Origin of the sequence: Pseudarthrobacter sp. DSP2-3-2b1, from assembly GCF_049895945.1 — a bacterium.
In the GTDB taxonomy this organism is placed as follows: domain Bacteria; phylum Actinomycetota; class Actinomycetes; order Actinomycetales; family Micrococcaceae; genus Arthrobacter.
In genome coordinates, this window is record NZ_JAFCTI010000009.1 from 142,162 (window position 1) to 163,631 (window position 21,470).

At 62.7% G+C, this 21,470-nt stretch carries 15 protein-coding genes; 1 reads left to right on the forward strand and 14 read right to left on the reverse strand.

The features are described 5' to 3' along the window. Positions 1 to 135: 135 nt before the first annotated feature. Entirely contained in the window at positions 136 to 2,844 is a 2,709-nt protein-coding gene (locus ACP7AX_RS12800; protein ID WP_426226758.1) for a WecB/TagA/CpsF family glycosyltransferase, read from the forward strand. A 174-nt stretch (positions 2,845 to 3,018) separates the two neighbouring features. Here ACP7AX_RS12800 and ACP7AX_RS12805 read toward each other — a convergent pair whose 3' ends face one another. From ACP7AX_RS12805 to ACP7AX_RS12870, 14 genes are all read right to left on the reverse strand, one after another. Further along, positions 3,019 to 5,019 carry an O-antigen ligase family protein gene (locus tag ACP7AX_RS12805; protein ID WP_426226759.1) on the reverse strand — a complete coding sequence of 667 codons (2,001 nt, stop codon included), beginning with the start codon at positions 5,017 to 5,019 and terminating at the stop codon, positions 3,019 to 3,021. Beyond that, positions 5,016 to 5,828, reverse strand: coding sequence for a hypothetical protein (locus tag ACP7AX_RS12810; protein WP_426226760.1), 813 nt, complete (start codon positions 5,826 to 5,828; stop codon positions 5,016 to 5,018). Before ACP7AX_RS12810 ends, ACP7AX_RS12805 begins: the two co-directional genes overlap by 4 nt. Before the next feature lie 19 nt (positions 5,829 to 5,847). After that, a complete protein-coding gene (locus ACP7AX_RS12815) occupies positions 5,848 to 6,726 on the reverse strand; it encodes a glycosyltransferase (protein ID WP_426226761.1) in 879 nt (292 codons plus the stop codon). Beyond that, on the reverse strand, positions 6,723 to 8,003 hold the full coding sequence (locus tag ACP7AX_RS12820; protein ID WP_426226762.1) for a hypothetical protein: 1,281 nt from the start codon (positions 8,001 to 8,003) through the stop codon (positions 6,723 to 6,725). The genes ACP7AX_RS12815 and ACP7AX_RS12820 overlap by 4 nt, the downstream gene beginning before the upstream one ends. Continuing rightward, the gene (locus tag ACP7AX_RS12825; RefSeq protein WP_426226763.1) at positions 8,000 to 9,139 is read right to left on the reverse strand and encodes a glycosyltransferase; all 1,140 of its coding nucleotides are present in this window, start codon (positions 9,137 to 9,139) and stop codon (positions 8,000 to 8,002) included. Before ACP7AX_RS12825 ends, ACP7AX_RS12820 begins: the two co-directional genes overlap by 4 nt. Then, positions 9,136 to 10,401, reverse strand: coding sequence for a glycosyltransferase family 4 protein (locus ACP7AX_RS12830; RefSeq protein WP_426226764.1), 1,266 nt, complete (start codon positions 10,399 to 10,401; stop codon positions 9,136 to 9,138). Before ACP7AX_RS12830 ends, ACP7AX_RS12825 begins: the two co-directional genes overlap by 4 nt. Next, a complete protein-coding gene (locus tag ACP7AX_RS12835) occupies positions 10,398 to 11,855 on the reverse strand; it encodes an oligosaccharide flippase family protein (protein ID WP_426226765.1) in 1,458 nt (485 codons plus the stop codon). The genes ACP7AX_RS12830 and ACP7AX_RS12835 overlap by 4 nt, the downstream gene beginning before the upstream one ends. Then, on the reverse strand, positions 11,852 to 12,991 hold the full coding sequence (locus ACP7AX_RS12840) for a DegT/DnrJ/EryC1/StrS family aminotransferase (RefSeq protein ID WP_426226767.1): 1,140 nt from the start codon (positions 12,989 to 12,991) through the stop codon (positions 11,852 to 11,854). The genes ACP7AX_RS12835 and ACP7AX_RS12840 overlap by 4 nt, the downstream gene beginning before the upstream one ends. Next, entirely contained in the window at positions 12,988 to 13,647 is a 660-nt protein-coding gene (locus ACP7AX_RS12845; protein WP_426226769.1) for an acetyltransferase, read from the reverse strand. The genes ACP7AX_RS12840 and ACP7AX_RS12845 overlap by 4 nt, the downstream gene beginning before the upstream one ends. After that, positions 13,644 to 14,810, reverse strand: a complete 1,167-nt coding sequence (locus ACP7AX_RS12850) for a DegT/DnrJ/EryC1/StrS family aminotransferase (RefSeq protein ID WP_426226771.1) — start codon at positions 14,808 to 14,810, stop codon at positions 13,644 to 13,646. The genes ACP7AX_RS12845 and ACP7AX_RS12850 overlap by 4 nt, the downstream gene beginning before the upstream one ends. After that, positions 14,807 to 15,802, reverse strand: a complete 996-nt coding sequence (locus ACP7AX_RS12855) for an NAD-dependent epimerase/dehydratase family protein (protein ID WP_426226773.1) — start codon at positions 15,800 to 15,802, stop codon at positions 14,807 to 14,809. The genes ACP7AX_RS12850 and ACP7AX_RS12855 overlap by 4 nt, the downstream gene beginning before the upstream one ends. After that, the gene (locus tag ACP7AX_RS12860; protein ID WP_426226775.1) at positions 15,799 to 16,956 is read right to left on the reverse strand and encodes a Gfo/Idh/MocA family protein; all 1,158 of its coding nucleotides are present in this window, start codon (positions 16,954 to 16,956) and stop codon (positions 15,799 to 15,801) included. The genes ACP7AX_RS12855 and ACP7AX_RS12860 overlap by 4 nt, the downstream gene beginning before the upstream one ends. 26 nt (positions 16,957 to 16,982) lie before the next feature. After that, positions 16,983 to 18,566, reverse strand: coding sequence for an exopolysaccharide biosynthesis polyprenyl glycosylphosphotransferase (locus ACP7AX_RS12865; protein ID WP_131683489.1), 1,584 nt, complete (start codon positions 18,564 to 18,566; stop codon positions 16,983 to 16,985). 151 nt (positions 18,567 to 18,717) lie between these two features. Next, positions 18,718 to 21,402, reverse strand: a complete 2,685-nt coding sequence (locus ACP7AX_RS12870; RefSeq protein WP_426226778.1) for an AAA family ATPase — start codon at positions 21,400 to 21,402, stop codon at positions 18,718 to 18,720. Positions 21,403 to 21,470 lie beyond the last annotated feature (68 nt).

The window sequence follows — 21,470 nt, forward strand, 5'->3', positions numbered from 1 at the left end:
TCGCCGCCCACGTGCTCCGCTGACAACTGACTGACGCGTCAGGCATGGTGCCGGCCTTCGGCACCTGGCAGGAACGGGGAGTGCAGACCCCGGCTCCGGCCTCCGCCTGCTGCGGCGAGACCATGGAGCCAATAGATGTCTTCTGCACCCGCCCTGGCCAGCAAAGCGATAAGCGCAAGCGGCCTTCATCCAGTCAGGTGGCGGCGCCACTCAGAACCCGAAACCCCGCAACGGGTGACCGTTGCCCCTGTGCTTCCGTTAGCCATCAATCTCGGCGGTGCGCCAGTCCACCTAGCCACCTCCGATGATGCCTTGGGCCTCATCATGGCGCGGGCGGCCGGCCAGACAGGGCCGCCCCTTGCCGTTGGTTCGGCAAATCTGGATCATATCAAGCACTTCGGTCACGGCTCGAAATGGGCAGGCGCCATGGAGTCGACCGAGCCTGTTGAGTGGCTGACCCTGCTCGATGGCGCACCACTGGTGACACAGGCCGAGAGACTGACGCAGATCCGCTGGCCGAGGCTCGCCGGCAGTGACCTTTCCTGGCCCATCCTCGCCGCAGCGGCCGAAGCTGACCTCCGGGTGGGGTTTATCGGTGGCCAGTCCTCAACCCACGAGCTCGTTCGGCACCGGCTCAACCAGGAACTCAGCAAGCTGGACGTTGCGGGTTACTGGGCACCGGAGCGGAAGGATCTTGCTGACCCTGACTCCTCACGGGTTTTGGCAGCCGACATTTCCGCTGCCCGGGTGGACATTCTGTTCGTTTGTCTGGGCAAACCCCGCCAAGAGCTTTGGATCAAGGAGTATGGCCACCTCACCGGAGCCAATGTATTGCTGGCATTCGGGGCGGCCGTCGACTTCCTGGCAGGAAAGGTGCGCCGGGCACCGGAACCACTTCGCGAAGCAGGGCTCGAATGGGCCTGGCGGCTTGCCCTTGAACCGAAGCGGCTGGCATCCCGTTACCTGGTGGACGGACCCCCCGCCTACGCCAGATTGCGGTCATTCAGCGGCGTATCAGCTGGTTCTGCTGTACCGTCCGTCGGTCCTGTTCCAGGCCCTTCAAATCCTTCGGTCCCGACCGGAATCCCACAGACTTGCAGGAACCGGTTCGCGGCACGGGATGAGCCTGCCCACGTGGCCGTCCTGATTGTGACTTACAACAGCGAGGAAACACTCCCACTGCTCGTGGCAGATCTGCGCAAAGAGGCTGCGGAGCAGACGATCAAGGTCATCGTGGCGGACAACTCCCCCTCGTCGGCCACCCTCCACAGCCTGCTGGGGCAGGAAGACGTGGATATTTTCCGAACCGGCGGCAACTTGGGGTACGCCGCCGGTATCAACCTTGCTATGCGACGTGCGGGTAACGTGAATTCCTACCTGGTTCTAAACCCCGACATACGGCTTGCACAGGGCTGTGTCGCGAAAATGCGGACCCGGATGGAGCGATCCGGTGCAGGCGTTGTGGTTCCGCTCCTGAAGGACGACGATGGCAGCGTTTACCCCTCGCTGCGGCGTGAACCCACCGTTACACGCGCAGTAGGTGATGCCGTGCTGGGAAGCAGGATCCCCGGACGCCCGGGATGGCTGTCCGAAATGAAACTCGGCCCGGACAATTACGCGCGCGCTCATCAGGTGGACTGGGCGACCGGCGCCGCGCTGCTAATAGACAGCAGGGTTGCCCGCACCGTCGGAGACTGGGACGAGCAGTACTTCCTCTACTCAGAGGAAACCGACTTCATGCGCCGCGTCAGGCAGGCAGGGGCCACCATATGGTACGAACCCACGGCACGAATGAGCCATTCGCGCGGGGCTTCCGGGGCTTCAAGCGTACTGGATGCGCTCATGGCCGCCAACCGGGTTCGCTACATCCGCAAGTTCAAATCGGAGTCTTATGCCCGCCTCTTCCATGGGGCAGTGATCCTCAGTGCACTGCTTCGGGAGCCCCTGCCCGCCCACCGCGGAATTCTTGCGAAAGTTGCGCGCGAGTCGCGGTGGATTGACCTTCCTGGTCCTGATTCAGATCTGGATCCCTCGCTTATGCCTCGGGGATCGGTCATCATTGCTGCCCGCAATGGAGCTTCCGTCCTGGCGCGCACACTGGAACATCTTGCTCCGTACGCTACCGCCGGAAGGCTTGAAGTGGTGGTCGTCTGCAGCGACGGCGCTGCCGGGATTGCGCAAAGCTACCCGGGAGTCCAGATCGTTGAACCGAGCGAAGCGTCCAAGGGAACGGCAATCAGTGCGGCAGATGCTGTTGCGACCATCTGGCCGCGTCTTTACCTCGACGCGGACATCGATATGCATCCTACAGTTCTGGCAGCACTGTTCTCCTCACTGTCCGCCGGGGGCACGCTCGCGGCCCGTCCCGGCTTCGTTTACAACGGCCGCAAAGCCCATTGGCTGGTCCGTTCCTATTACCGGGCGCGCTTCAGGATGCCGTCTCAGCGGGCACATCTTTGGGCCGCCGGTGCTTTTGCCGTCAGCGCCGAGGGTCATTCGAGGATCAAGAGCATTCCCGACCTTGCGGCCGACGACCTTTCCATCGACTCGCTGTTTTGTCCCGAGGAGAACACCGTCGTGGCCTCCAAGACTTTGGTGGTCAGCACCCCGCATACAGTCATGGCCCTGGAAGCCGTCCTGCGACGCACGTGCCCGGTCAACGCGGGACAAAATCCCGGTGGCGACGCCACCGGCAGCCTCGCGGAAGTACTGGGAACAGTTCGCGGTCTGCTCACAGCTCTGGATGCCGCGGTTTACGCGATTTTCACACTGCGGGCGCGGACTGCTGGCCGGATGGCCCGTTCGGCCGCGTGCGGGGGGCTGGAAGGACAGCAGCAGTTGTAACTAATTCCTGGCCGCCACAATGGTCGATGAATCCATCCAGCGGAAACACTACGTGCCATCCTGCCTTCGCGGTCTCCGGCCGGGGATGTTTCGCGGGTACCACTGGATTCGCGGGTAACACTGGGATGGCAGACGTCTGGGTGAAACGCCTCGAACGGATTCAGCGATGTTCCGTCAGTCACCCTCTGTTTGCCGTCGCGTGCGGTTAGCCGAAAGGGTTCTGTTGGTGGCAGCAGCGCCCGCACCAAGACCCAGGGCGAGCAGGACCAAAGCCATTGCAGCCGCAACGGGACTGGACGCGTGATAGCTGACTGCGGCTGCTGATGGTTCGGTAGTGATGTGTGCACTCCGCGAAACCCCCAGTGCGTCCTGCTCCTGGGTGGCTGTCGCTGAGATTTTCCGGGCGAGTTCCGCTACTAGCTTTTCGGCTGTGGCAGGGTCTTCCGCTACGGCTTCGACCTCTACCACGGCCCTCTTGAACGAATGTTCCCATTGTGACCCGGCGTTGGGAAGGTTAACCGAGTAGCCCTCCCTGACCCCGGTTGTGTAGAGACTTGCACCATTTGTTTGTAGCTGCGGCTCGTGACTCTTGGCAATGGCCCTGCGCTCAATCACTGCAGCGAACTGGACTATATCCTCGGAATCCAATCGAAGCGGGTTTCCGGCCGCTGCGCCCGGAGGCGGCAGGAAGACCACCTCCTGCTTGGCCGAGTAGATTCCTTTGCCTTGGCTGGCGGCAACGATGAGTGGCGCCATCAGCAGCAGAACGGTTACTGCAATTCCCCACTGCCTGATGTCCACTCTGCGGCTGGAAGACCACCGCTCGGGACGGTCCGGCGCGGGCACCGATGGGAGATCCCGCAGGCGCCAGTAAGCGCCGCACACTCCCATAAGAAGGAAAAAGGAGCCCGCCGCCTGTGGAAACGAAAGTGCATCGAAGAAGCCGGTAAGCAAAGTTCCTGCCGCAACGCCTGCCGCCAGCCCTGGACCGAGGTGAACGTACACTTGCTCGCTGTAGCGCCTTCGCGCGGTGAGGGCAACAAAGAACGCCGTGACAGGAACGGCGATGAAGGCGGCCAGGCCCACAATCCCTGTGTCAAGCAGGCTCACGAGGTACTGGTTGTCAAGTATCCGGTACTCGGGCAGAAAGGTACCCAGGCCCCTGCCGAAGACGGGGTTCATCTGCCAGAAGGTCCAGACGATATCGTAGCTGTCAGTTCTCGATTTCAAGCTGGCTTCTTCGCCGCCGAAAAGGCCCCGCACTGTGCCCATCATCCCTGGTACCGCAACCCAGACGATCACCAGCAGGCTCAAAGCCGCGATACCCGCCCTACGTCGGACCTGAGGGGACCAAAATGGAAAGAGTACGGCCACTGCCACAACCAGACCAATGATGGCCGAACGGGATACCGAAAGCGTGGCAGCCATGGCCATGGCGGCGACGGGAAACCAGCGGAGGAAGATGTGTCTACTCCGGTCATGCAGTGCCAGGCTGATGGAAACAGGAAAAAGCATGGACAACACAAAGGCATACTCGAGCGGATTTCGGGCTGTGGAAGATGGGCGGCTGAAGCCGCCGCGCTCCTGCAGGGCGCCGAAATCACTGACCGATAGGCCCGGGATTGTCAGGTTGGCAACAAATGAATGGTCCGTAATAAACTGCAGGATTCCCAGTGCCGCGTATATGCCGCCCAGAAGGCAGCACCAGTGGAGAAGCCGGATCAACCGCTCCCTCGTGGGGATGCCGTCACTTGCCAAAAACAAGACACTCGCGAACGCGGCGGTCCGCACCAGTCCGAGGTTCAGCGCATTCGACTCCGCGAGCGTCATTGCCCGGAGGGCGCCGGCCGCGTAGCTCGCCATGATGCACCCCAGCAGGATGAACATCGCCATCCGCACAGGCTGTATGCGGTCGGGCAGCATCCTGGCACTACGCTGCAAGTGGTACCAGCCCCACCACGGAAGAAGAACCAGGGCAAACAGTGCGGCGGGTGCTCCCGCCCCGCCCAACGCCTCGATGGCGCGGTTTGACGGCACAACCAGGAGGATCAGGAAATAGATGATGAGGACGTTGCCGGCGTCCCATCCTGTCCGGTCCCGTTCGGGGCCGCGGGCATCGGCGGTAGGAAACTTAAAGCTCCGCGGGTCAGAGTGTCTGCGCATAGGTGCGCTCACGCCCGCGGCTCCGGTGTGCGGTGGCGGCGTCTCGACCCTGATCTTCCGATGCCGCTTCGCGGGTCGGGGGAGGTCCCTGAACCGTAGGGCGGGCCGGCTTGCCCGACACCGGAGCGGTTCGCATTTTTCACTGCGGAAGAATCACTCCCAGAGTGTTCCGGCTTTTTCCCGCTGCCGGACTGCATACCCGACCGAACTGTCCCCTCGCCTGCCCGTCGACGAAGGAGAATCTTGTCCAATTGCCCGGTCAGCAGCAGTGTTCCGGCGACACCCCCTGCGGCGAGGGTCAGTACAACCCTGGTCCGGGTGCTGTCGACGATCGTGGCTTCCTCGTCCGAGGACAAGGTCATCGAGGTAATTCTGGAATTCTCGGCGAGGTTCAGAGAGTTCTGCAGGCTGGTGAGGTTCTGCGGTACGGCAGCGAGGACGTCAGTAAGGGCCCCCAATGCCTCATCGGCCGTGGCCCCGGTAACGGTAACCAGGACGATGGGCCCGTTCGTCGACGGGTCGCGGATGGTGGAGTACTCAACAGCGTCGTGTTTGCCCAAGATATCGCGCTGCACCTCGTCAGAGTTCAGCTTCGCAGTCAGGATTCCCAGCGCCTGTTCCAGGCTTCCCATGTAAAGGAATGGGTTGTCGCCGGAAATAACCGCAGTCGCCGGGGGTACCAGGGCAACACCACCGGTGGCCTCGTACTTTACGGGCGCCTGGAAGTAAACGACTAAGGCCAAGGAGATCGTCAGGAGCGCTCCAAGCACAACGAAATACCATCTCCGCTTCAGGCTGGCTATTAGATCACGCAAGTACATTCGTGGCTCCTCTAAACTATCAACGGTTGGACAAGGGACGGGTCCGGGCGCTTAGGGAATCCTTCAGCCGATCCAATCCCGTTTTTCCGAAAATCCCTAGAACGGCTGCCTTGGCCAGAGATCGTCCCCTGTCCCGGCTCCACCTGCCAGGCCGGGCAATGGTCAACTCATAGAGCAACTGCAGCCCGGTGGGGTCCTTCACCCCGGCCAGGAGCTGTCCGAAAGCCTTCGGCGCTGCACTGGCGAGTATCCGGGTCCCGTGGACTCGGTTGCTCACGTTTGTTCCGTGGACAACTTGGAGCCAGCCTGCCGCGCCGCCAATTTCCAGCACCGGCATGGATCTTCCCAGCCGGGTGTGCCAATCCATCCAGCAGGTCACCGGTGAGTCCCAGGTTTCCCGTACTGAGCAGAATGCGTTAGTGCTGTCTTTGTTCGTGTACAGGGCGTCACCGCTGAGTATCAAGCCGTTGACGAAGTACACGGCTGCTCGGGACGACCCGGCGCCGGGCTCCTGTAGTCGTTCGATGAAGTCTTCGGCGAGTGCGTCATCGTTGTCCAAGTTGGTAGTGATCAGTATCTGGCCGGTGGCACCGGTCACTGCCCTGATATCGGCAATCCGTTCCGAATCAGAAATCTGTGACCGGTAAACAGGCGTAAAAAGCCCGCCGGTGCTGAGTTCAGCCATCCGTGACTTGAGCCATCCGGGACTTTCCGGATCGAGGTAAATTATCCAGCGGAAATCAGTGTTGGTCTGAGACTGGACGGATGGCAGGCAGAAAGCCTCGAAAAGCACCATCCGTTCACGAAGCCAACCCTCTTTGGCGCGGATCCGGCTTTCCAGACCGGTAGACGGCACATTAAACCTGGTGAGGATTACGTGGTCTATTGCGTGGTTCATAGTTTCACCTTGTAGACGTGGTAGGTGGATTCATGGGCGAAGGAGTCGGAGAACCGCCCTGTGCCGTCAACGGGAAGGGAGCGTTCCTCGAAGAGGACCTCAACGCTGTCCGCCTTGATGTCCGGCGGAAGGACGAAGGCCCGGTTTCCTGGCACGGATTCCCCTGTGGCCATCGCGAAAATGTAGGCGGAGCCCTCGTGTGTCTTCAGCATTGTGTCCAGGCCATCGCCGAACGAAAAGTCAAAGGACTGGGTGTTGAGGACCGGTGCCAGTTCATGTATGCGGGAGTTGACGTTCTTCATGGCGGCGATCTGGGGGGCACCACAGAAATCAGTCATCACTTGGGCCAGCCGCAGTACGCTCCCGCCGCCGCAGGGGCCGGAAAGACTTTGATTGAAGTAGATGATGCCGCGGGCTTCGTTGATAATTGAACTCATCACCGCGCCCTCCAACTGTGCCGGGCTGATGTTAGAGACGAAAGGGCCCTCGCCGGGACCGCCGTTGAGGTTTTCGACGAACTGCCACAACGGCTGGAGCTTCCCGTCCGCAGCGTCCTGCAGGCGTAAGGCCTTCATCGTCTTCCCGTAGCTGGATGCAGTCCGGCAGGCTGCGGCGTCTACAGGTACCAGGTGGGCGTTCTCGTACGGCTCGATGCTGCAATACGGGATGGTGTACCAGTACATGTCAATGGAAACAGCGTCCGTATAGCCGTTCACATAGGCTTGGGCATCGGAGGGTGGCATGTAGTGACTGAGGACCATCTGCGTGAAGTTGGCGTACTTAAAGAGTCCTGCGGGGGCTGCGTCAGTGAGATTCTGCAGATGCTTCCGGCCGTCCTCCGGGGTGAACCGGCCATCCACTTCGTCGTCCAGGAACGCACCCACCCAGTTGGTCCCGGCCGGGGTGAATGATTCATTGAGTTTCCCCCCGATCCAGTAGACGCTGTTGCGCTCAAAAATTGAGTAGGGAGTGCTGCTGTCCATGCCCATGTAGGTGTTGATTCCATGGTCTTTGTCGAAGCGCACTTCCTCGTCGGTGCTGATGCCGTTGTACCAGATGGCCACTGGGAAAAACTTGGGATCGTCCCACCCGGCGGCGTCTGCATTGGCGAACGACTTCCAGTATTCCGGGCCGCCTTCCCAGGGAATTCTGGGCAGATTAAGCCCCGTGCTGGTTTCGGCCGCCGGAGCTGCCTCTCCAACGGGGGTGCATCCAGCACAGAACAGTCCGATGATCCCCATTAAAGCTAACGCCGCGTTGCGGACGGGAGATGTCATCTTTTCTCACGTCCTTCAATTACGGACATTAGCTGGCGAGCCCGTTCGTGCCAGGAATGTCCTGCCGCGAACGTCCTCCGGTCAGCCTCGGTCGCGGTGTTCGGTGCGGTGGCCAACTCCTGCTGGACCTGTCGGACGAAGTTTTCCTTGGTCTTACAGATCGACACCAGATCTGTCTCCAGCCAACGAACGGCGGGCAGGTCGGTGGCCACAACCGGCAGGCCGGCGGCCAGATAATCGAGGGTCTTAAGGGGAAAGGATGCCCGGTTAAACGCATTGTCCCGGTATGGGGTTAGACCTACTCGAGCAGTAGCCAGGTGCTTCCGGGTTTCCGCGAGCGGGAGCCGGCCCAACCATGCGACATTGTCCGAGCCCAGGAAAGTGTCCAGCAGGCGGCTTGTTTTGCGGTCGTGTTCGGTGCGTGGTCCGATGACAAGGATCGGGACGCGGGCTTCGTCCAATGCAGCCAGTAGGTCCATGTCCAGCCGTTCGTTCAGCTGCCCGATAAGCACAGCCGTGGGCGTCCGGTCCGGAGCCGGCTCCTGAGGGGCGGTGACGGCACAACCGTTAGGAACCACCGCCGTGGCCCGCCGGCCGTCCTTGATTCTGGAATCGACCAAGGCAGCCAGTGCCGGTGAGACTGCTGCGGTGTGCCGGGCAGTAGCCACGTTGGCCTGCAGCGTCTTTTCCACCAGCGAAGGCGCCAGCCTCATCATGGTCGCACCCGCGGCCCAGTCATCTGTCACGTACAGCAAGTTGGGACCAGTCAGCCCGGACGGGAATCGTGAGATCGGCGAGGACAGCAAGGTGGCCTTCGCCTCAACGCCGAGTCGGACAAGACTGGTCCTGATGTCAGCGGACAGCAGCCGGCTCGTAAAGGGTGCCACGAGTCGGCGGGTAAATCCCGGCAACGACAGGGACCGCAGCCGGGTGATGCCGTCAGCAACCTTTGAAAGTTCCAGGCGACCTTGTGGAAGGTCATGTGTCCGAAGGGCATGATGGAATGGAAGGGGCGGATCGACCCAAAGAACGGGAACCGATCCAGCCAGGGTCAAGGCAAGCTGGTGATCGGTGCCACTGACATTTTCCCAGCGGCTACCTGGGATGAACACCAGCACGCGGGTTACGTCGCTCATCCGCGCATTCCTTTCAGCGCCTGACGCACCACGGCTGCGCGCTTGCCGGGCCGTTGTGCGTTGAAGTCGTCCGCGGCGGCGGAACCGAACAGTTGCCGAGTATGTTGGGTCAGTTGATGGACGACAAACCGGCCCGTGGCTCCCAGATTGTTCCGTACCTGCACGGCCGGCGGCTCCTGCATGGACCGGACGTAGAAGGCTTCCTGCAGTTCGGCCGCCCGTGCCAGCGAGAAGCGTCCGGTTACGGTGGCGAGGCTGAAGGCGGATAACTCCCGGCGGCGGCCCGGGCTCCGGTAGACCTCCATCAGCAGTCCTGCAAGCTTTCCCGCTCCGGTTTCTGGCCCGGGGCCCGTGCCAAACCAGCCCTTCTGCAGGAATAGCGGCAGTGATTCCGGAGTCAGCAACTCCCAGAATCCCTGTTCACCCTGGACCACGAGCGGTTTGGCGAAAGCCATAGCCCTCAAAGCTGAACTGCCCATGCCGAGAACAAGATCCGCGGCGGCGTAAGCAGCACGGGGATCGTCCATTTGCCCTGCCAGGACAACAACTCTGCGTCCAGTCCGGCGGTTAACTTCGATGGCGGCTGCCTCGACGATGTTGCCGGCGGGCCCCCTACCGGCGATGAGGAGCTGGACGGGAATCTGATGGGCTACCCTGCCAACTGCCTCGATGGCGGACAGCAGGCCCTCCAGCTTCAGTTCAGCTGCCAGGCGAGTGACTGTTGAAACAACAAAAGACGAGCTTTCCAGCCCCCACTGGCGCCGGAATGTTTGGACCCCAAGCTCTACGCTTGGATTGTTGGCAGCCAAGTCAACCGGAGGCTCCAGGAGTTCGGTGAGGGTCCTGCCGAATTTCTGCTCGGCTGCCAGTATGTCGGCGGTTCCCACCATCAGGGGCAGATGCTTGGGAATGAACGGGGCAACTGCCATGGACATGACAGTGGAAACGGCCACGGCGGGTGTTTGCGTAGCGGCCAGCGCGCATTCGAGTGTAGGGGGCCATTCATAGCCGTGCAGGACAGCGAAACCACGTGAACTGATCAACTGGTTCAGGGCCCTGATAATTGCCGGAGTGGGGCGGTGCGAGGGCCGGGGAGATTCAATGAATTCGAGTCCCAGCTCCGTGATCCGGGCATTGAGCGCACCCTTGGTGCCGAAGATGACAACCTCGTGGCCCCGCTTTTGCACTGCCGCCGCTATCTCGATGGCGTTGATTTGACTGCCGCCGATTTCGAGCTCGTGGGGGAAAACCAAAATTTTCACAGTGCCATCCCTGCGGTTTGGGGAATGTTTCCGATGGTGCGAAGGAGGCCCAGCGAGGTTCGGCGCAGGTAGAGCAGGAACAGGGTGAGGGCCCCCGTGACCAGACCTGAATATGTCACTACGAACAGCGGATTCGGTTGGACCGTTGCCATCAGCCAGGCGAAAGCGCCGGCACCGAGTCCGGCGGCGGCGGGGAGCCAGATACTCCCGGCCATTGGCACCAGGTTGACGCCGGCTTTGTGCAGTTGTCGAAGATAGCACGGGAGGACGACGAGGCTCGTGACCAAAGCCTGTGCCGCCGCGAGGCCGGCCAGCCCGAACAGGAGGGCGCCGAAGATCAGTGCGGGGATAAGAACCACCAGGCTCCCGGCTTGGATAAAGAAGACCGTGCCCGACCTTCCCAAAACCACGAGGAAGTCGTACGCGAGGTCGCAGATGATCTTCACAAAGGCGGCTACTACGAGCCAAGACAGCACGGGGGCGGCGGGAAGCCAAGGTGTCCCGTAGATCAGGTTGATCAGTGGTTCGGAGCTGGCGGCGAGGAAGAGCATCGGCGGCATTGCTGCGCAAAGGAGGACGGAGAAGATGGCGCCTAGCGTGCCATTGATTCGGGCCGGGTCGTGCTGGAGGGCAGAGAACGCTGCTGGTGCCACCCGTCGAAGCGGCTGAGCCAGGATGCTCACGGGCCAGCTGGAAAGGTTGAAGGCCAGCACGTAGAAACCCAGTCCGGTTGTTCCGAGCAGTATGCCTGCGGTTATTTGGTCAGCGTAACCGATGGCGAAGAAGATGATGCTAGTGCCGGCCAGCGGCATGCCGAACCGGATAAGTGGCATCAGGTAGTTTCGGTCCAATCCGAACCGGTACGGTATTGGTGATGCCCGCAAAAACATGACCGCTGCAACCAGGCCGCCGGCAATCCGGCCAAATGCCAGCGCCATTGCCCCGAGTCCGGCAAGGGCCAGAGCCAGGGAAACGGCCGCGCCGACCCACACGTTGACCTGGTCGATGCCCATCCTCGTCTTTTCTCGGAAGTCGCGCTGCAGCAGGGCTGCCGGCGACGCCACTAGTCCGTTGATGAAGACACTGATAATCAGGATGCGGATGACGTCGGTAGCCTCCGGGTCCCCCACGGCGGAGGTGAACACGGGCGCTGCCAGTATCGCCGCCCCGCAGAATATGGCACTCCCAACGACGGAGATGGTGTTGACCGTGGGGACGATCCTTGCTGGATTCCCCGGCCACCTGACAATGGCGAGGGATACGCCCAACTCATTGAAGCTCAGTACTGCCATGAGGGCCACGAGGGCCACCGCGAACGTTCCGAAAGACTCAGGCCCCAGGACGCGGGCCAGAACAATGCCGATGCCCAACGTCCCCACGCGGGACAGCACAGTGTTCAGGACGCTCCAGCCGAACGCTCCGGAAGCCACCTGGCGTCCCCGAGAATCTGTCATCGCTGACCCATCACTGTGCCCAGTACGCCCGCGACCCGTTCCTGTTGTTCTGCCGTGATGTGTGGGAAGAGCGGAAGTGACAGGATGCGGCCGGCGGCTTCCTCAGCGACAGGAAAGCTACCGGCCTTCCGGCCTTCACCCTTATAGGCGCCGCTGAGGTGCACCGGCACCGGGTAATGGATCCCGGCCTGAATGCCGGCGGCGTGAAGAGCTGCGAGCACTGCATCCCGGTTGGAAACGCGCACTACGTAAAGGTGCCAGACGTCCACGTTGCCTGGCGCCTCGCGCGGCAGTTCCACGCCAGGAACATCAACGAGGAGTCGCGCGTAGCGTTCCGCCGCAGCACGCCGTAAAGCATTCCACTCCGAAAGCTTCGCGAGCTTGGCCCGAAGGACCACTGCCTGGACGGTGTCGAGCCGCGAGTTGAACCCGACGGCGTCGTGCACGTACTTTCGGGAGCTACCGTGGGAACTGAGCAGCCTGACCCGGGCGGCAACGTCGTCGTCGTCGGTTACCACGGCACCGGCGTCGCCCGCCGCCCCAAGGTTTTTTCCGGGATAGAAACTCGTCCCGGCGGCGAGACCCCATGTTCCCGCCGAACGGCCAAACCGGGTAGCACCCTGAGACTGCGCAGCATCTTCGACGATCGCCGCGCCGCAGGCCGAAGCAACAGGAACAAGCCGCTCAACGAAGGCCGTCTGTCCGAATAAATGCACAGGAACAATTGCCTGGGTTCGTGATGTCACCGCGGCGGCAACAGCGTGCGGATCAATGAGCAAGTATTCAGGATCGACGTCCACTGGCACGGGAACTGCCCCGATCCGGCTGACCGCCTCCGCTGTGGCAATGAAGGTATTTGCCGGAATGATGACCTCGCTGCCCGGCCCGACTCCAGAAGCACGCAGGGCCAGTTCCAGGGCGTCCGTTCCATTGGCCACCCCAACACAGTGGCCGGCACCCAGGAAGCGGGCGTAGGCCGCCTCAAATTCGGCGACGGCCGGCCCGCCGATGAACGAGGCGTGGGTAAACACATCCGTGAGCCCGGCCATGACTTCCTCGTGAACATCCCGCTGCTGCGCAGCCAGGTCCACCAGGGGCACTAAGGCTTCGGCCCTGACTTCCATCCCCGCGCTCATAATCCACTCCCCATAAAGAACGCCTCGCGGTCGATTGCGTGGGCCGGCACCCCAACCCAGGTCTCGCCGTCGGGCACGTTGCTAAGCACCGCGGCGCCCATCCCCACGGTGGCGTAGGCTCCCACGGACGTCCGTTCGCGGACGCTGGAGTTCATGCCGAGGTAGGCTGCCCGGCCAATCCGGACTCCGCCGCCCAGCGACACGCCGGCAGCGAAGGTGGCGAAGTCCGCCACGTCGTCGTCGTGGGTGAACGTAACCGATGGCATGGCCACCACATGTGAACCCAAGGTGACAGACGCGGTCAATGTCACATTCCGCAGGAGGATGCTGCCCCGGCCCACCCTGCATCCCTCCGGGCATTGCACGCTGGGGTCGATGGCGGTTGCGTAGCGGGCCTCGTGCAGCCCCATGGCGGTGAGCCTGTCCACCACCGCCTCCCTGGACTTTCCCGAGCCGATGCACACGAGCACGAACGCGTGGGTGTACTTAGGGGCGTCATCGATCGTTCCGAGCACGGGCGCGCCGTCCACGGTGACGCCTGCCATCTCCTTGTCGTCATCGAGGAGACCCACGACGTCGTACTGTCCGCTGCTGCGGACCATCGCCAGGACTTCGCGGGCAAGGCCGCTGGCGGCTATCAGAATCAGTTCACTCACGGCCCCACCCCGTTGGCGGCTTCCTGGATGGTGTTGATAACACGGTTCATGCTGATGGTGTCCAGCTCGTGGTAGACGGGCAGGATGAGTGTCCTGTCAGTGAGGCGCTCAGTGTTCTGCAACCCTGCGTTGCCGGTGTCGCGCCAGCGGTAGGCCGGCTGGCGGTGTGAGGCCATGATCCCGCGCCGGGCCGAGATGCCGGCATCAGCGAGCTTGGACAGCAGTCCTTCCCGGCTGGTTGCGAACGCCGGCAGGACCTCAACCCAGAAGGACTGGAAGTTTGTGGTTCCGAAGGGCGGATCGGCCACCAACCGGAGGCCTTTCAGGCCTATCAGCCCGGCAACGTAGGCCGCAGCGATTTCCCGACGGCGTTCCACCACTTCTGCGAGCCGGCGCAGCTGCACTATCCCGACGGCTGCCTGCAGGTCAGTCATCCTGTAGTTGAACCCAATCTCGGTGTAGACCTCCGGCGGGGCCAACACGGTCCCGTGCCGGTCCGTCGCGGAGACGCTCATGGAGTGCTCCCGGAGCGTCCGTGCCCTTGCTGCCCAGTCCGCCCGGTGCGTAGTGAGCATGCCGCCTTCGCCGGTAGTGAGGACTTTGCGGGGGTGGAACGACCAGACCGTCACGTCCGCCCCTGTACCGACCGGCCTGCCCTTGTACTGGGAGCCAACGCCACAGGCGGCGTCCTCAATGACTGTAATTTCGTGGCGATCGCAGAGTTCCCGGATGGGGTCAAGGTCAACGGGCACGCCGCCCTGGTCAACCACAATCACAGCCCGGGTGTCCAGGGTCAGCGCAGCGTGGATCGTCTCAGCAGTCACATTGCCCGTGGCTGCGTCCACATCGCAAAATACTGGACGGGCCCCCACGTAAGCCACTGCGTTGGCGGTGGCGATAAAAGAAAGAGAAGGAACCACCACATCGTCACCGGGGCCGATTCCCGCAATCACCAGTGCCAAGTGAAGTGCAGTAGTGCAGCTGGACGTCGCGACGGCGTGACGCACCTCCTGCGTTGCGCTGAAGTCAGCCTCGAACTGCTTGACCTTGGGCCCCTGCGCCACCCAGCCAGAGGCAACCACCTCGGCGAGGGCCTTGGCTTCCTCGTCACCCAGCCAGGGCTTCATGACGTTGATCCGGGCAAGGACTGTCTCAGCAGTCATCGGACACCAACCTTCCTTGTTGCGGCGATTTCTTCGCGCAGAGGCCGCCACCAGCTGACGAGTTCGCGCAAGCCTTCGTCCAGTTCCACTTCTGCTTTGAATCCCAGGTCCTGGCGTGACGCCGCGGTATCGGCCAGACGCCGGACCACGCTGTTCACCAGGCGGGCCGGGCCGTGCTCCACTTCCAGGTCCGAGCCCATGACCCTGAGCAGTGCCTGCGCCATTTCCAGCAGGCTCGTCTCGGTTCCGCTGGCGATGTTGTAGCACCCGTGGGTGACGTCGCTGGCCGCTGCCAGGACGTTGGCCCGGGCCACATCTGTGGTGTAAACGAAATCCATGGTCTGCAGGCCATCGCCGAAAATAAGTGGCGGTTCGCCGTCCACGATCCTTTCCATCCAGCGGACCAGTACTTCGGTGTACAGGCCATGGACATCCATCCGCGGCCCGTAAACGTTGAAGTAGCGCAGCATCACGTAGTCCAGCCCGGACATGGCGTGGAAACTGCGGGCCATGCCTTCGTTGAACGACTTGGCAGCACCGTAAAACGTGTCGTTGTTGGCGTGGTGGTGACGTTCCGTCGTCGGGAATTCCTCCGCCATGCCGTACACCGAGGCGCTCGATGCGGCAATCAGCTTGCCCACGCCATGCTCGGCGGACGCCTCCAGGATGTTGAACGTCCCGTCCACCAGGACCTCAAGGGCGAGCCGGGGCTCTTCGGCGCACTGTGTGATACGGATAGCCGCCTGGTGGAACACCAGGTCTTTACCCTTGGTGAGATCGTGTACCAGGTCCCGGTTGCCGATGTTCCCTTGGACCAGCTCAACCTGACCGCTTTCGAGGGCAACTTCGAGGTTCGCCAACCGGCCGCGGACCATGTTGTCCAGCACGACAATCCGGTTCACTCCAGCGGCAAGCAGGGAGTCCACGAGCGTTGAACCGATCGTTCCCGCCCCGCCGGTGACCAGGACGTTGGCTCCTTGCAGCTCACTCACAGCGCACGCTCCAGCTGTACCTCGGCTGCTGAACGGCTCGGCCCTGACAGTCCGTTGTCGTCAGAGGGGCCGGTCCCCTCCACGGGGGAGGACTGGCCGTCGAGGCTGAGGCTGCGGGTCACTGCCTCCAGGACGGAAAGGACACGCAGGCCGGACGCGCCGCCGGTGCGGGCTTCACGCTTGTTGCGGATGCAGTGGGCCAACTCCTCCACCACCTGGCTCAGGGCCTCCCGTTCAGGCAGCGCCGGGGACCACGTATCGCCCAGGCGGTAGGAGATCGCCGATGTCTTCTTCTCTCCGGCGGTCAGGGGCTGACGGTCCAGACTGACGCCCCGGTCGTAGACGCTGAGCCTCTGCTGAGGGTTCAGGTCATCCCAGACGAGGGTCCGCAGTGAACCGCCGATCACCATTTGCCTGATTTTCGTGGGACTCAGCCAGTTCACGTGCACGTGGGCTGTGGCATCGTTGGGGAGCCTGAAATTCAGGTGCCCCACGCAATCCCTGCCGGTTCCGAGCGGGTCCGCTCCGAACGCCGACACTTCGGCTGGGTTCAGGCCGCCCGGGAGAACGAAGTCCAGGATGGCCAGATCGTGCGGCGCCAGGTCCCAGAACACGTCCACGTCTGGCTGGACCAACCCCAGGTTGATGCGCACCGAGTCAACGAACAGGATGTCGCCAAGAGCGCCCTCCTGCACGAGCTCCTGCATTTTCAGTACGGCCGGTGTGTAGCAATATGTATGGTCGGCCATCAGCACCAGGCTGTTCGCCTCAGCCTCTGCCACCATTTCGGCCCCGTGGGCACGGCTGTCCGCCAGCGGCTTTTCCACCAGGACGTGCTTGCCGGCGCGCAACGCCGTCATCACCGTCCCGTAGTGGGTGCGTGCCGGCGTCGCAATCGCCACTGCGTCCACATCAAAGGTGTCCAGGAGTTCATCAAGGGACTCGACGACGGGAATACCACCCAGTGTGGCGGCCAGTTTCGCCGCCCGCTCGATGTCCAGGTCACAGATGGCCACCAAATCCCAGTCAACGCTGGCCTGCAGGTTGCGGGCCAGATTAGGCCCCCAGTAGCCTGCACCGACGACGGCGATTTTCAGTTTCGGAGGCGGCTCCCGGTGGGTGGGAACGTGGAACGAATTGGCGAAGGTCCGCATATCACTTTCTTTCCATGAAGGGATGGTTAGTAGGCGCCGGAGGGCTTGATGACTGCCCGGAGAGTGCGCCACAGGATCAGCAGATCACCCGCGATCGACCAGTTTTCGACGTAATAAAGATCAAGGCGGACGGCTTCGTCCCAAGCCAGGTTGGAGCGGCCGTTGATCTGCCACAGACCGGTGATCCCGGGCTTGATGAGCAGGCGGCGGTGGGTGTGCCGTTCGTAGCCGGTGACCTCCCGGTCCAGCGGCGGACGCGGCCCCACCATGCTCATATGGCCCAGCACCACGTTCCAGAGCTGCGGCAGTTCATCAAGCGAGTACTTGCGCATCCAGCGGCCGCACCGTGTCACCCGCGGATCGTCACGCAGCTTGAAGAGCACGCCGGCGCCTTCGTTAAGCTGGCCCAAGGACTCCAGCCGGGCTTCGGCATCCACCACCATGGACCGGAACTTGAACATCCCGAACGTTTTGCCGTCCTTGCCCACCCGGTCCTGGCGGAAGAAAACCGGCCCCGGGCTGTCCAGCCGCACAATTGCGGCCAGCACCACCAGCAGGGGCAGGAGTGCCAGAATGCCCGCCAGCGCCGAGATCACGTCCATTGCCCTTTTCAGTACATGCTTGGCACCAGAGTATTGCGGGATGTCCACATGCATCAGCGGCAGGCCTTCCACCGGCCGCCAATGAATTCGGGGACCCGCAACGTTGGTCAGGGTGGCTGCCAGGATCAGCTCCGCAGAGCACTCCTCAAGCTTCCAGCCGAGCTCCCGGATGAACTTGTTCCCACCCGGCAGTGGGCCCGCCACGATGACCGAATCCGCATCGGACAGCCGTACGGTCCGGGCAATGTCATCAGTGGATGAAAGGACGGGGATTTGCTGGCCGTCGATGCGCAGGCCCGCCCCGCGCCGGGCCCCGGGGAGGCAAACTCCCAGGACCTTGTACACCGGGCCGGACTTCTTGGCCACTTGTTGGACGACGTAACGGACGTCCTCCGGCTCTCCCACCACAATTGCACGTGAGAGGTGCCGGCCGCGCGCCTTTTCCAAGGTGAGCCTGCGCCGGAAGGCCCAACGGTTGGCGGTTAGGGCCAGCAGCCCCAGCGGCAGCGACACGGTGACGAAAGCGGTGCCCCCATGGATGGAGAACACCACCGCGCTGATTGCCATCAGGCCAAAGATCCTCAGGGACGCCGAGGCAACCCGCTTGAACTCGTCCGCCCCCACTCCGAGAACCTTGGAATCTCGCGTTCGGTAGATTTCCAGGGCCAAAGCCCAAAGCATGGTTACAGTCGCCGCGGTCAGGACGCCTGCCTTGGTGCTTTCAACGCCCGGAGCAAATCCGACGTTGGATAGGAGGTAGCCGGCAAATACAGCGCCTGCCACCAGCAACGAGTCCGTAACACGCAAAAGGTTGATGTGGGTGGCGATCCACCCCGCTGCCCCTTTGCGGCCCGGCGATGAGGTTGCGGCAGCCGGCGGAAGCAGAAACCGGGTTCCTGCAGTTTCTGCTCCCGCCAGCTGCGTTGGTGCGGTCCGTTGTGCAGCAACGGACGCTACAGGCCAGTCAAAAGATGAGCGCCGGGTCCGGGCTACTGGAATTTCCACCATGATGATCCCTTTCCTGCGTACGTTTTTGTTCTGGCCGTGCTGCAAAATTAGTCCGGAACCAATCCCTCTTACGGGGAAAAGCGGGGGCCATGTGGCTGGAGCCAAGGAACGGTGTGGAAACTGCGGGTACCTGCAAAAGGCCGGTTTTTCCCTACAGGACGGGCAGGAGGTACGGTTCCCGGGCCGCAGCGTTTTTGCCGGCGGCGAGGGCCGTCAGCTGCGCGCGGGACTCCACGCCCAGCTTCCGGTAAATGGCGGTGAGGCGCACTTCAACTGTCCGGACGGAGACGTAGAGCGTGGCAGCGATTTCCTTGTTGCGCATGCCGCGGGCCACCATCTGGGCGAGGGCGCGTTCGTGGTCGGCGAGCATGAGCATGGCCGGGTTCCCAGGCGCCCGTGCCGGCTCCACCCGCTCGTCAAGCAGGAGGGAATCAACATGCTGCGTCCACGCGTCGGCGCCGGCTTCGTCAAACATGACTTTCGCGCGCAGCAGCCCGTCCTTGGCATCCCGCCGCCGGCCGAAGGCGTCCAGCCGCTCGGCGTAGCACAGCAGGGTTCTGGCGCGTTCGAGCAGCGAATCGTGGGCGTTCCGGCTCTCAAGCGCTTGGCTGAACAGCTGAAGCGACTGTTCGCCGTCGGCAAGCATGGCCCGGCTGCGGGCCACGGCGGAGAGCAGCCAGGGTGATCTCAACCCCACCGAGCGGCTTTCGAGGCGGTACAGCGCCTGCGAAGCTTCGCGGTGCCGACCCAGCCGGACCAGGACCTCCACCAGGTCAGCCTCGCAGCGGAGCAAGGTGGGGTTGCCGAATGCCATGCCGAGCTCGGCCGCCCGTGAAAGCTGTGCAAAGGACTCGGCAAGATTCCCGCGCATCAACTCGAAGTGGCCTTGGCAGGCAGCCAGCTGGGCTGTGATGGCCGGATGGCTGTCCGCCCCGGAGAAATGCTGGGCCTCCGCCACGTAAAGCCGGGCCAGTGCCTCGTCGCCCAAGGAATGGGCGCGCCATACGCGGAAGATGTGCCTCATGCCGCGGTGGTACTTGACCTCGGGTTCGGTAAGCTCCAGGTCCTCGATCAGCCGGACCGCTTTGCGTACATTGCCGGCCCGGATCTCGTTGTCGACGGCCAGATAGTCCGCCGTTTCCCGCCAGTTGATGTTGCTTGCCTCGACGGAATTGCGAACCATGGCGAAGGCCTCCTGGGCCAGATCATGGTGTTCGGCGTAGCTGAGGGCCCGTCCCTGCACCAGGAGCGTGGCAACAGTACCGCCGTCGTGCTTCCGGCTCAGATGCTCGGAGTTCCCGCTGATCGCCTCGATCAGGAGCCGGGCGCGGTCGCCCACAGCCAGGCAGTCCCTAGACGCTGCGTCCTTGAACTGTTCGGCGTATTTGAGCAGGCTGGCGGCATCCTCGAGCTCCCACCGCTCGGCGTAAAACAGGGATCCGACGGCCAGCAGCGTGGCGGCGTAGGAGGGGTCGTGACGGCCGAATTCCTTGACCAGCCGAAGCACCATGCCCGACCGGACAGCCGCGCCCTGCATGAACTGGATTTCGAAGGCAAGCCCGGTCAGCCGAAGAATCAGGGCAGGGTTGCGGGTGACCCGCTGCGCCCAGTCGAGATACCGCTTGGCGTACACAAATTCGCCCCTGTTGAAGAGCAGCTCCGCCACTGTGGTGAGCCGGGCAGCAGTCTCCGCTTCCCAGGGGTTGATGGTGAGGGCACGTTCTATATATTCGACGGCGAAGGACACCTCGCCGCTGCGGATCAGCTCTACCGCGTAACGGAGCAGTCCAAACGGTGTCTGGCGTTCGAGCGCGGTGAAGCTCAGATGCCAGCGGCGAGCGTACGGATCGGACTCCCCGGCCGCCTCCGCCAACGACCGGTGGTCAGCCGTCCGGGTTGCCGGCGTCATCGCGGCGAAGACGTAGCCCCGCAGCAGCTGGTCCTGGATCCGCAGGTGCGGTCCGGACCGGCTGACCATTCCGTTGGCCAGGAGCTCATCCACCCCAGGCCACAAACCGCCATAAACCTTCTCCAGGGTGGCTATCTCGCTCCGGCAGGACAGCGACATCAGGTCAAGGACCCGCCTCGCAGCCGGAGTAAGGGCTCCCACCATCGCGGCGAACTCGGATTCGAAGCTCCCTTTACAAGGCAGGGGAATGGGCAGTGCATATTTGCCCTCGGCCTGGCGCTCCAAGAGGCACGCATAGAGCTCGACGGCGGCGAGCGGGTTGCCCTGGCTTGCTGCGGCAACGGCGTGGACTGCCGTCGTCGCGGTCTGCCGGGCGGGAATCGATTCCAGCATTCGCACGGTGTCGTTGTAGTTCAGTGCTCTTAGTTGCAAAGCAGGAATGCTGCTGAACGGGCTGTCCGGCGACTCTTCGCGGACGCTGGTGAAAAGCGCTATGTCGGTTCCGGAGAGGCGGCGGGCCAGGTATCCAATGACGGCCTGGCTGCTGGGATCCAGCTGGTCTGCATCATCGATGACAATGACGGTCCGGGAAGACGAGCGCTGATGAAGGCCGTTGAGAAGCATGGTGGACACCGTAGGCACGTCCATGGCACCGCTCGAATCCCTGAGGAGTTCGTCGGTAAAACGGCTGAGCACGGGATCGTCAATGCCGTTCAGCAGTGCGGTGAGGCCGGAAAGTGGCCAGTCAGACTCCGATGCGCTGGCCCGCAGAAAAACAGTCCGGTAATCGGACAGCCGCGGTATCTCCGCCAATAACGCAGACTTACCGACGCCCCGCCGGCCCGCAATCATGAGCGCGGACTCCTTTGGCCTGCGGATCACCGACAGGATCCGGTCCAACTCCTTGCTTCGGCCTATTAACGACATGCGGTCCCCAATCCATCGAAGAAGGAGACCGATACTGCCTTGCTGCGTTTGTTGACGAGGCCCGCCCA